This window comes from uncultured Algoriphagus sp., from assembly GCF_963974365.1.
Lineage (GTDB): Bacteria > Bacteroidota > Bacteroidia > Cytophagales > Cyclobacteriaceae > Algoriphagus.
Genome location: NZ_CAXBBX010000001.1, coordinates 462,173 through 474,816, shown reverse-complemented (window position 1 = coordinate 474,816; position 12,644 = coordinate 462,173). Strand labels below are relative to the sequence as shown.

The 12,644-nt window shown below is 40.6% G+C and carries 7 protein-coding genes; 1 reads left to right on the top strand and 6 read right to left on the bottom strand.

Annotated features, from left to right (window positions below):
- Positions 1–45 precede the first annotated feature (45 nt).
- From AACZ87_RS01870 to AACZ87_RS01855, 4 genes are read right to left on the bottom strand one after another with little or no spacing between them, the layout of a single operon-like run.
- Positions 46–1,386: a glycoside hydrolase family 71/99-like protein gene (locus AACZ87_RS01870; protein ID WP_339864290.1), complete on the bottom strand. Its 1,341-nt coding sequence runs from the start codon at positions 1,384–1,386 to the stop codon at positions 46–48.
- Positions 1,387–1,389: 3 nt separating this feature from the next.
- Positions 1,390–2,073, bottom strand: coding sequence for a DUF3823 domain-containing protein (locus tag AACZ87_RS01865; RefSeq protein ID WP_339864288.1), 684 nt, complete (start codon positions 2,071–2,073; stop codon positions 1,390–1,392).
- Positions 2,074–2,089: 16 nt separating this feature from the next.
- A complete protein-coding gene (locus AACZ87_RS01860) occupies positions 2,090–3,985 on the bottom strand; it encodes a RagB/SusD family nutrient uptake outer membrane protein (RefSeq protein WP_339864286.1) in 1,896 nt (631 codons plus the stop codon).
- 10 nt (positions 3,986–3,995) lie between these two features.
- Positions 3,996–7,145 carry a TonB-dependent receptor gene (locus tag AACZ87_RS01855; protein ID WP_339864285.1) on the bottom strand — a complete coding sequence of 1,050 codons (3,150 nt, stop codon included), beginning with the start codon at positions 7,143–7,145 and terminating at the stop codon, positions 3,996–3,998.
- 639 nt (positions 7,146–7,784) lie between these two features.
- Here AACZ87_RS01855 and AACZ87_RS01850 point away from each other — a divergent pair.
- Positions 7,785–10,313, top strand: a complete 2,529-nt coding sequence (locus AACZ87_RS01850) for a hypothetical protein (protein WP_339864283.1) — start codon at positions 7,785–7,787, stop codon at positions 10,311–10,313.
- A gap of 87 nt (positions 10,314–10,400) precedes the next feature.
- Here AACZ87_RS01850 and AACZ87_RS01845 read toward each other — a convergent pair whose 3' ends face one another.
- A complete protein-coding gene (locus tag AACZ87_RS01845) occupies positions 10,401–11,594 on the bottom strand; it encodes a glycosyl hydrolase (protein ID WP_339864281.1) in 1,194 nt (397 codons plus the stop codon).
- 90 nt (positions 11,595–11,684) lie between these two features.
- Entirely contained in the window at positions 11,685–12,641 is a 957-nt protein-coding gene (locus AACZ87_RS01840; protein WP_339864279.1) for a hypothetical protein, read from the bottom strand.
- Between the last annotated feature and the right edge of the window lie 3 nt (positions 12,642–12,644).

Sequence of the window (12,644 nt, the reverse complement as noted above, 5' to 3'; positions counted from 1 at the left end):
GAATTGTATTGGTGATTAAACTCATTAGTAAAACTGAACTGCAGTTTATCTACTAGGCTGTGTGGCGGAAAATGTCCCTTCTCCTTTAACCCACTTTCCCGCTTGTCCAGTTAGAAATAAATAATGATCTGTCTGCAATTCAGGGTCAATTCCTATGAATTTGCCATCTGCGTTCAAAGGAGTTGTACCCTCATGCATCACCTTAAAAATGGCCGTCCCTTCATCAATTTCATCGAACATGGCTACGTACAAGGACTTTGCTCCGGACTTTACTGCGCCATTAATTTGCTGCCAAAAGAAGTTTCCTTTCAGTCTTGGAATAGCATTGTATTCTGCTTCCTGATTCATATTTCCCCAGCTAAATCCAGGAAAAACAAGTGGAATATACTTCACATTATTTGAGTTGCACCACTGTAAATCAGACACTAATGTCTGGGAAGAAACCTCACCATAGTTCGTAGAATTATATCTCCCTACGGCCCAAGGCATGATCACATCAGATTTTTTGATCAGCTCATGTAGTTTGGGATTGTTCTCTGTATCATTCCCTAAGGATCTCCACCAATAAGGAACACCCAGCATTACGGAAACCCGGTTTTGAGTTCCTTTCAACTGATCGACAAGTATGGAAGCATCCTCTATCGAATACTTTCTGTTGTCATTAAAACCAACTCCCCAAACCGCTACCAGAGGCTTACCGTTTTCTCTCAGATAAGTCGGATTCTCCTGATTGTCAAACAGCTTGTACTTATTGACCAATTCAAAATAGTCCTTCTCTACAAATTCTCTGACATCCTCACCTGTAGCCCCGCTGAGGTCATACATGATGCAAACTGCCCTGCCGTATTTCTTGGCTGCTGCCAATGCATTCTCCAATACTTTGTCAAAATGTCTCTTCCCCGCCGGATTGGAGTCTTTTACTTCAGCGACAAAACGTTGAAGGTAAACTCCATCAATTCCGTAGTCCTTCATCCATTTAAAGTGTAAATCCGTAGTCTCAGCATCATAAGAGCTAAAAAGATGCGCAGTTTCCCCGTTTTCAAATTTGAAATCCGTTGGGTAAGTTTTAGCATATTCACTTACATCTGCCCACATATCTATGGTAGAACAACCAGGCTGAAACCCACATCCTGACTGGTAATGATACCAGCCACGGTTAGAATCATCGCCTTCTGCGGCAAACCATCCCTGATAACCAGCCATAACCAACCCATCGATATTGGTATACAATAACCCCGTCTCATCGTATTCTATTTCAGTAGTAGGTTTTGTGGGTGGATCAGGATCGGGGGTTGAATCAGGTTCAGTTGATTCTGAGCACCCGAAGGTGCTCAGAAGTATTATAGATAGCCAATAGGTCAAAAACATAGTGTTATAATTTTTCATTGCTTAGAGAGTAATTCGCTCCGCTGGTACATAGTTATATTTTGATTCAGCCGCATTGGCTATCGCTCCTATTCTGAAAAAGAAATCATCTGCTTTTCCAAAAATTGTACTGTTTGCCGCCACATCCATTTCAAGTGTAAAGACTTCATCCGGTGACACATCCCGATTGATATCATTTTCCACAGAAAAGGATTGGACAGGCTGGCCAACTACCGAATTCGGATGGGCAAAGAATCCGATCTTGCGAACATTACTCGCCCCGGTTTGCTCTATACTAAAGGTGGCAGTTACCTTACCATTTAGGTAGGAGATCTGAGGATTGACAATTCTCAGGTACGGAGTTACCATAAAATCCATGGTAGTACCTGATCCGATTTCCAGATCCTGCGCATCAACCGGATAAAAGTTTCCTCTTACCGGCTGCACGGTATACGTATTTTCGAAAAGAAGCTTGTTCTCGAATGTGCCGTCATTTTTGACTACCAGGTATTGTAATCCTACCGGATCATACCCGTGCTCCGCCAATTGAATGACTGTTCCATTGATCAAATCCTGCTCTACCAATGCACCTGTCTGAGCATCAATAAACTGCCCTGAAAAACTGGCGGTGGGAGCATCATAATTATCCAGTTCACAGGAGAAAAGACCAACTGCAAATAGACAAAGGATATAGAATGAAGATTTCATATTCATATTCATTAGATTAATAAGATGGATTTTGAGTCAGCCCATTTCCACCTATGCCCGGAATAGGTCTATAGTAGAATCTAGGTTGAAAATTCTGAGCTTCCATAGAAGGCACATTTTCCCTAACAAAAATGTAAACCGGATCAGATTCCCGCAGGTCAAGGATCGGAAATAAGGAATGTCTTCTTCTGTTGGTGAATTCCTCTTCGTATTCCCTTCTTCGGATCAGATCCCAGTATCGCTTGTTTTCAAAAGCCAATTCCACGGTTCTTTCACGCATCACATTTTCTAATGTGAGCGGTACTTCTACCGTATGTGCAGCTCTCTTACGGATATCATTGATCGCTTTTTTTGCCAAAGCAGGATTACCAAGACCACTTTCAACTACTGCTTCGGCATAGTTAAGCAACACCTCTGCGTAGCGCATATCCATAAAATCTGAGGTACTTTGATTCCAGCCAGGAACCACAGCCTTATCTTCATTCAAGAATTTTTTGAATGAGAATCCAGTTCGGGTATTGTTGCCTCCATAGGTATCGAAACCTGAGTATTGGGATACATTCTCAGCTCCATAGGAATAATACATTCTACCATTGACTTCCACCTGATCTCTGGTTCGAATCACAGGAGTTCCATCTGGCTTTATAAAACCTGCCTGAATTATTATTTCTCTATCCTTCCAGATCGAGCCCGGACCTAGGACAGTTGCATGAAATCTTGCGTCCCTGTTTGAAAACAAAGCAGTTGGATCATTAAACTCGATGTAAGGAACAGATGGATTAAAACCATTGTAATCAGTCACTACTCCGTCAGATCGGGTCTGAAAAGGAGTGATTTCCCCTGGATTGTCATAGGTTTCATATAGCTCCACAAAATCCAATGTAGGGTTCATTCTTCCTGGGTGTGGCCATCCATTGGCAAGCTGTGCAGGTCCAAACCAGATATCGTAGTTATGTCCACGGTCATTGCCCGGTATTGCATAACCTTTAATAAAAATGGCTTCGATCGTTGCCACATTGGCATTCTGAAACATCCCTTGGATATTGCTAGCTGCTTCAGCTGGATTTGCCGGATTAGGCTGGTACAAACCAAAAGCTCCGCTGTTTATAATTTCCTCAGAAGATTCAATCACTTTCTGATAAAATGAATTGGCATCACCTGTGTTCAGTCCAACTAATCCAGCATCAGCTGCATTTCCAGAAAGCGGCGCTTTATCCGAAAATTTGGCTATCGATGCAGCATGTAAGGATGCTCTTGATATTAGCGCAAGTGCTGCCCATTTGGTAGCCCTACGCTCTCCTCCTGACCATTGCTCGGGAAGTGTTGTGCTCGCCATCTGCAAATCATTCAGCAGAAAATCCCAGGTTTCTTTTTCTGTAGATCTAGGCACTTTCAGTGATTCAATATCACCTGAATAGGCCTGTGCTTCATCGATCAAAGGAACGCCGCCGTACCTTTTCACCAAGCCGAAATAGGCATACCCACGGATAAATAATGCTTCTCCCAGTATCTGATTTCGATCAGACTCAGTCACATCAATGTCAGGTATTATGGCAATTAATTGATTTACATCCCTGATCAATTTGTAGGCTGGTTCCCACCAGGCGATGTCTTCATTTCGAAAGAAATCTCCAAATTCAGAATGCACTGCCTCATCCGTAAGCATTGTTACAGCAAACCCACCATTGTTGGGATCACCTCCGTTGATATTAAATCCATTTCGGAAGTAGGCAAAATCCTCTACCGGAAGTTGAGAATATAGATTTGCCATATAAAGTCTCACTCCTTCAGGATCAGAGAAGAGTTGTTCGCCCTGAATCCTATCAAGTGGTTCTTTATCCAGCACGTTATTACACGAACTCTGCACGAGCATTGTAATAAGTATAAGTATAGAATAATGTATCTTTTTCATGTTAATAGAATTAGAAGTTTGCGCTTATACCAAAGTTGAAACTGCGCTGAAGTGGGTAGGTAAATCCTGCGTTGAATAGACCTTCCAGTTTCTCCGGATCAAATGCCTTTACAAATGGATCTGTGATCGTAAAGATGTTATGCGCATTACTGAACACTCTCAAACTTGACAGTCCAATTGTATTAAGAGCGTTGGAATTAAATGTATATCCGATCTCCGCACTCTTGAACCTGACATAGGAAGCATCTCTTCTCCACACTTCACTTTCCGCATAGATCATCCCCATATTTTCAATCAAACGGGATGCTGGCCAGGTACCTGGAACCCACTCGCTGTCTGCATTATAAGGATCCTCTTTTCTCCATCGATCAAAGAAATAGGCTGGCGTATTCGATCCTTTAAATGCTAAAATCTCTGCATATACTTCATTGAATCTCACCGAATACTTGGCTGCACCCTGGAATAGGAAGTTGAAATCAAATCCCTTGTAAGATCCATTCAATGTTAGACCAAAAAACATTTTAGGAGTTCCATTCCAGAATGTAGGAAGCATATCATTTCCATCGATGATCCCATCTCCATTAACATCTTCGTATTTGAAATCTCCAGGGAGTTCGCGGATATTCCCCAAGCTTCCGTTTTGAATAGGTGCATTGAGAATTTCTTCCTGATTTGCAAACTGACCCTGATATTGGAAACCCCAAACTGCATCGTTGTTACGATCCAGATTCCCGTTTCTCCAGCGGTCCATGCTGTTCAAAAATTCACCTCTTTCTACATAAATGTTTTTCGTCCTTGCATAGTTGAAATTACCACTGATTCCATATCGGAAACCATTGACTTCATTCTTGTAGCCTACCATAAAGTCCAGGCCACGTACCTGATCGCTATTCAGGTTTTCCTGAGGAAGGTTACCACCAAAAGTGTTTGGTAAGGACTGATTTCTATAGGCTAGCAAGCCCTCTCTATTCCTTTGGTACACGTCAAATTCCATATTGAATCTTCCGTCCCAAAGCCCAAGGTTAAAGCCTAAATCAAGAATTTCAGAGGTAAACCACGTGAGTTGTTCATTCACAATAGATGGTGATCCAGCTCCTACTGTATAGGTTCCATCTATAAATTCGTATCCTCCGCCCCCAGTAGTCGTGTATCCGCTGACAAATTGGAAAGGGTTACCGGCGTCTTCTCCAACTATCCCGTATGAACCACGGATTTTCAAATCTGAAAGCCAGGAGGAAGTACCACTCATAAAGCTTTCATCAGAAATTCTCCATCCTAAGGAACCTACCGGGAAAAAGCCCCAACGTGCATCCGGGTGATATCGGTATGATCCATCTTCACGGAAAGAGAACTCTACAAGGTATTTGTCCTTAAAGTCGTAATTAAATCTTCCCACAAATGAAACCCGCGCGGTCTGTTCCTCCAGACCTCCAGCCTGCTGATTATTCAAGCCAGCGAAGTTGATCTGGTCTGTGGTATAAAAATCATAATACCGAAGTGCTGACACCCATCTGGACCAGGTTTGTTGCTGCTCGAACACCAATACACCACCTAGATTGTGATCTTCATTGATTTTGGTATTGTAAGCTGCCTGAGCCTGTAAAGTGATCCTATTGAAATCTGAGCTTCTATTGGAAATGTTTGAGTTTCCGTCGCGCTGCTTCTGCACTACATAACTATCCTCATTAGAATCATAATTATACAGATTGTAACCTTTTGATAGATTCTTGTTCAGATTGGAAGTGAAATCATAGGCTACCAAGCCTTTGAATGCTAAGCCCTCCAAGAAAGGAGCTTTATAATTTAAAGAAACTGAAGACTGGATATTCTTATCCGTTGTTTCATTATAACCTGTCAAATCTCTGTTTGCCAGAGCAACAGGATTTTGACCTGAACCTACACTTGATGGATATTGGGGATTCCCGTTTGCAAAAGGCTGCTCAATAGGCAGAGTCGTCCGTGTACCTTTGAATATATTGAAGAAATTCTCTCCTGGATCAGATCGCTTGTCTATTTTCCCGGCTATAAAAACCTGTGTCTCCAGGTTTTTTGAAAGTTTGGCTGTGATGTTTGATCTCAACGTATAGCGCTTGTACTTGATATCATTGGATTGCAAGAGGCCTTGCTCGTTAAAATATCCGCCACTCAGAAAATAATTTACGTTCTCATTTCCGCCGCTTGCACTCAAATTTTGCTGATACTGCCAAGCCTTATCCTTCAGTGTTTCATCATACCAATTCGTAGATTCATAGCCTGGGGCTCCTGTGATATAATTATTCAGGATTTCCTGGGAATAGAATGGTGCACCAGTTCCTAACAGTGCAGCATCATTTCTCATTTGAGCCCACTGGGATGCTGAGGCCATTTCCGGCACACCTGTAGGAGTCTGGAAACCTACAGTTCCACTGTAATTGAATTTTGTAACTCCGGCAGTACCTTTTTTGGTAGTGACGATTATTACACCATTTGCCGCCCTTACTCCATAAATTGCAGCTGATGCATCCTTTAGAACGGATATACTTTCAATATCATCAGGATTCAATCGCTGAAACTCACTTCCTCCATCTCTTGGAATCCCATCAATCACATAGAGCGGAGCTCCACCGAAACCTCGGATATTAATTGAAGTATTGAATTCACCCGGCTGTCCGGAGTTTTGTCGGATTTGAAGGCCAGGGACTTTTCCCTGAAGTTTCTGAGCTAAACTTGAGCTAGTGGTCGTCTGAATCTCCTCAGCACCTATATTACTGATCGCACTGGTAAGCGATTCTTTCTTTTGGGTACCATACCCAATTACCACGACTTCTTCAAGGCCAGCTATGTCTTCTTCAATTGTGATAGTCAGCTGACTTTGATTGCCTACTAAAATACTTTGCTTCTTATAGCCTATAAAGCTGAAGTCAAGTACAGCTCCATCTACAGGGACAAGAAGCTGAAAGGATCCGTCAATGTCAGTCACCGTACCCGTGGTAGTTCCTTGAAGGAGAACCGTCACTCCTGGCACTGGCTCTTGTTTGCCATCCAAAACCTTTCCTGTCACTTGTTTTTTCAGAACAGGGTCATTTTGTGCATTCACTAAGAAGGGTATCATCAAAGTAAAGACTACCGCCAGGTAGTACTGGATGAACACCCTCCTGATAAGAGGTCTGTTTTTTTTCATGTTGTTTAGATTAGGATTGGGAATTGTTAAAGATTAACCACTCAGAGAAGAGTGATTGATTGTGAAAAGTCAGGTAAAATCATGTTTCATCGGTATTAAATTTTGGGTTAAGAATAGGAAAATAGATGCTAGGCCTGCCCGAAATTCGAGCAGGACAAAACAGGAATTCATTGGATTTTAATATTGAGAAAGCCTTTAGGCTGATCACTTGATCTGAAAAAATCAAGTAGTAGAAATGCTAAAAAAACATGGATTTGATTCTCCAAGTAATTTGTAAAGTAGGTATTCTTCATTTTGGGTTCAGTTAATGGTTTGATCAAAAACTGTCCTAAATGAAGCACAGGGCAATTAATTTGGAATTAATATTCGCTTAACACTTCATATAATTTGGAACAAAGTCAAAAAAAGATGAATAATCTGAAAATATTCTCTGTATTTGGGCAAGAAGGAATTCATCAGCTCCTCCTTCTCCATTGTTTTTAACATTATGAGATAGAATAATAAACACTCAACACAAAAAAATCCATAGTCAAAAAATAGCACTGCCCATATTTCTTTTCTAGGTTTATATTGGTATTACCCAATAAAGACAATTACCCAAAATACTCCATCAGGAGAAAGATTAAAGCCTATTCACACGTGAACAAAATCAAGTTCTTCTTAATACTACTTTTTACTCAGCTTTTATGGACAAGAGCAGAAGCACAAACTGGATTGAATTCAGGATTGTACTTCAATTCCCATGAAGTAATTCAGGACGAAAGAACCTCGCTAAACTTAACACCGGACGATCCTATCACAATCAAAGAAAAACTAGTCCTGAATTTTGACATTCGGTTCAGACAAGGGGATGGTTACTACGGCTATATTTTTAAAATGCTTGGAAATGAAACCACTCCAATCAACCTAGTATCCAATCTGGCATCTGAAACGGAGAATTTTTGGCTAGTGGTAGGTGATCAATCTGTACTTTCTTTCTATTGGAAGGACCTTGGAGGTGTTATATATAACGAGTGGGCGAAAATAAAAATGACCTACGTTCCGGATTCAGGTGAATTCACCTTAAGTATTAATGGAATTGAAAAAAAAGCAATTCTCAATGGTTTCACTGGCCTAGATGAATTTCAGATTGTTTTTGGAGCAAGCAAAGTTGCTAAAATGCTCAACAGTGATGTTTGCCCGATGACACTGAAAAACCTCAGAATACATGATTCTGATGTGGCTAGAAGAGATTGGCAGCTAATAAAGCACAATAATGACTGGGTGTATGATGAGGTCAAAGGCTATGAAGCAGAAGTAAAATTTCCCAACTGGGAGATAGACAAGCATACCAATTGGACAAAATCGAAAAGTCTGATCATGTCAGAAATCCTCGGCATCACCAGCACTGCGGCAGCCGATACTATTTTCATTGTGGGATTGGATCAGGTCAAAGTTTACAACACTAGTACTGGAGAAATGGCTAGCATACCTTATAGATACGGTAATCCGTACCCTTGCCTAGACAATAACATCCTTTATAATGATAAGACTAAGGAAATATGGTCTTACTCCTTCGACACCGTTGCAATAAATAAATTCAATATAAAAACCCTTTCTTGGTTGTCTGCTCCAGACACATGCCCAGAGCCGGATCTATGGCATCATGTCAGGCTTTTCAATGAGCCAAAAGATCAGATTGTGACTTTTGGAGGCTATGGCCATTATACGTACAAATCCAATTTGATGTCTCTGAAGGATGGGGCAACTTCATGGGATTCTATTAATACCTCAAGTCAAATACCTCCAAGGTACTTAAGCAGCGCCGGGTGGATGGATGACCAGAAAGTTTTACTTTTTGGTGGCTTTGGTAGCCCTACTGGAAACCAAGGGATAAATCCACAACATTATTACGACATTTATACGCTAGATCTCAAAAGTAACAGCATACAGAAAATCAAGGAGTTAAAGAACATAAGCACTCCATTCACCCCGGTCGCTAATTCTATCATTTCAAAGGATAAATCAAGTTTCTACACCTTGCTTTATAACAACATCAATTATAATACTAGCCTTCAATTGACAGAAATTGGTATTACAAATGAAGTTTTCAGAGCCTTTGAAGACTCAATTCCCTATAATTTTCTGGATACTGAAAGTTGGGCAGGGCTATACCTAAACTCTAATGAATCAAAACTTATCGCAGTAACACGTACGGATAGCATAGTGGAATTCTACCAACGGGCTTATCCCCCACTTTTAAGAAATGAGGCTCTGCAATCCAATAGAGTAAAAACCAGTAAATCAACACTTATACTCTTAATAGCTGGGGCAATAGTGATCATTGCAGCAATTCTTGTATTTAGGAAATACGGAAATAGGGTGAAGCAAAAAAACCATACAAAGGAGAATTTGGCAGCAAGTCCAACTGAAAAAACAGTGATGGAAAAACCCCAGGGCGCTGCAATATATTTGATGGGAGGATTTCAGATTTTTGACAAAAATGGGGAGGACATTACAGGCCATTTTACACCGACTATAAAACAACTTTTTCTACTCATTTACCTTTCAGGCATTTTGGACAAAAAAGGAATTTCGTCAGAAATACTAACCGAAACGCTGTGGAGCGATAAGACCACTACCAGTGCCAGAAACAATAGGAATGTCAACATCAGCAAGATTAGGCTTATCCTGGAAAAAGTGTCAACCGCACTGATATTGACTCATGAAAACACCTTTTGGAAAATAGAACATGACGACACAGTGTATTCTGATATTTTTGATTCCAAGCAATTGTTTCAGAAAGTCAAATCAGGTAATAAACTCACCGATCAAGAAGTAGAACGATTGCTCAGCAATTCCTCAAAAGGAGGTATTTGTCCAAGTGTTCAGACAGAATGGATGGACCAGTTCAAAGCTGATTTCTCTGCCCAATTGCTTGATGTATTTTTTGAAATTATGCGTCAAACAGATAATCATAATTTATTAGCCAAACTATCAGATTCAATCCTCAAACTTGACCCTCTAAATGATGAGGCACTGAAACAACGATGCTATTCGCTTTCGAAACTTGGTAAAAAAGGTCAGGCTTTAACAGCCTACAATCAGTTCTGCAAAGATTACTTGAATCTGCTTGGAGAAGAGTTTAAAACAGAATTCTCTGATTTGTTGGAAGGAGGAACGTCTTAATGAATAGTTCTTTAATTCAAGCAGAAAATCCATCAAAAAAGGCCAATTCTTTCCGAATTAGCCTTTTTTGCCTATCAATCTATCGTATTACTCAACAACTACATTTTCAGCCATCTTGTACATATTCGGCAAGTCCTTGCTGAATAGTGTAAAGGAACTTTTATAAAACTCCTTGAAATCAGCTGCAGAACTGTGTTGAGCCCAAGGACCATAATAGTGATATCCTTCCTGTGTTGGATCGTATTTATTTCTCCACACGACTACTAATGAAATGTCTTTTCCGATGATAGGTGTAAGTATCTCCTTTGTCCAATATTTGGCATATTCATTTCCAGAATTGTCACGGACGCCTTCGATTCCTGTTTCAGTAACACCAACAGGCTTCATTTTAGCTTTACCCAGAGCAGCTAGATTAGAAACATTGGTGGAAAGAGAGTTTGTATTGGTGCCATGATAACTATCAATTCCTATAAAGTCTACATAATCGTCACATGGCCAACGATATAAAATCTTATCTGTCGTACTAGGACTATCCAGTTGCGGAGAAATAGCAAAGATCAGATTATGTACTTCCTTTTCCTTGGTGAGGTAATCCACCGTGAATTTCCAAAACGATATAAATTCATCCTGAGTGGTGGCACTACTACCCCACCACGACCAAGTCTGGGTATGCTCATGATAAGGTCTGAAAATAATAGGAATCAAATCTCCTTCCGAATCTTTTAATTCACCAAGAAATGAAGCTAAACGATCTAGCCAAACCTTGTATTTAACATTTGTTGCGCTTCCCTCGGTAAGGATTTCTTTTACCACTTGATTACTGGAATTATCCCAGGAATCTCCGCCGGTTAAAGGATTATTGAGATGGGCACATGCAGTAATGGCCTCCCCTCTACTTCTTGCTTCAAGGATGGTTCTCTTACGATCATCATTCAGGTCGCTGGAGGAATGTCTATCATCCATAATTTCCGCAAAGTCAACAGAATAAACTCCTGGGAAATCCCCAACTATTTCCTTTGTGTCAGATCCACCGGCATCCGTGTACCAAAGTCTTCCATAGAGCAAGTCATCATGATGCCCAAACATAAAGCCCTTGGATTGTATTGCCCATAGGTTTGAATAGAGGGCTTTAGTCTTTTCGGTCGCATTTTTATCTACCAGCGACAACTTTACTTCTTCTTGCGGTGTGGGGTCAGGTGGAGTTATAATTGGTTCTTCTGCTGAGCTGCAGCCCATATGGAACACTAATGCTATAAGTAATAATATTTTAGGAAATCTCATTTTTTCTTAATGTGGGTTATTTTAAATCTCATTAGAATAAAAAATGGGCATTCTCATCTATGCAATTGGATGAAATGCCCACATATATAGTTAATCAACTTTTTCTAAATCAATCCAATACCGTCTTGGTCGCTTGATAAACTTGTCATAGTCACTATAGATACTATTCCAGTCATCAGTGCCATTCAGATTGAATGCAAATGCATAATTATCAACTGTTTTGGAATATCCATTCCCTAAATCCTCAGTGACAGGTCCTTCCACAAATTGACCACTTGTTTTAGTACCATCAGCAAAGGTGAAGGTCACCATACCAGTAGCATAATTTCTGGACCAAGTTCCTTCACCGGTTGGGATTTTTCTGTAAAAACCATTGACATCCGTTGCAGGATAACTGCCAAAAGCAACTTGTTGAAAGTCAGCATACGTTTCGTCAGCCCCTGCATTGTTTACAATCTTACCAAAGCTATTTCCATCTTCAGTAAAACCTTCCAATTCTAGAGTCAAAGTATTATCCAGCTCTGCATCCGGACCTCCCGAAGGAAGCCATACCCAAGGTTTGTCCGTCATAGCAAGTACTCCTCCGCCACCATATTCAGGCCCCGTACCTCCATAGACTATCAAATTATGAATGTGGTACGTTCCGATTATGGTTTCTTCGAAGGGCTCTGCAATCACAGTATATATCCTTGATTTACCAGTTGGAGAAGTCACAGTGATGGTACTACTACTCGATTCATTCTCAAAGTTTAAAGTTTCACCTGGCTGTGCCGTTGCCTCTGCTCCATAAGAAAGAACCAATGAATTTATCTTGACAGCACTCAAATCTGCAACAGCTCCGGTATTGATACCCAAAGTGATTGTGCCTGTCTGGTCATCCACCCGGACTATTTCCTCTTTTCCCACTTGGTTTTCAAACTTGAGGGTAAGAATACTTCGCTCATTATTCCAGTTGCCCTCATCAAATTCTTCAAACGGATCTTTTACACAGGAAAACTGAGTGATGACAATCAGAAGCAGGAACAGGTTATTTATATATGATTTCATAGT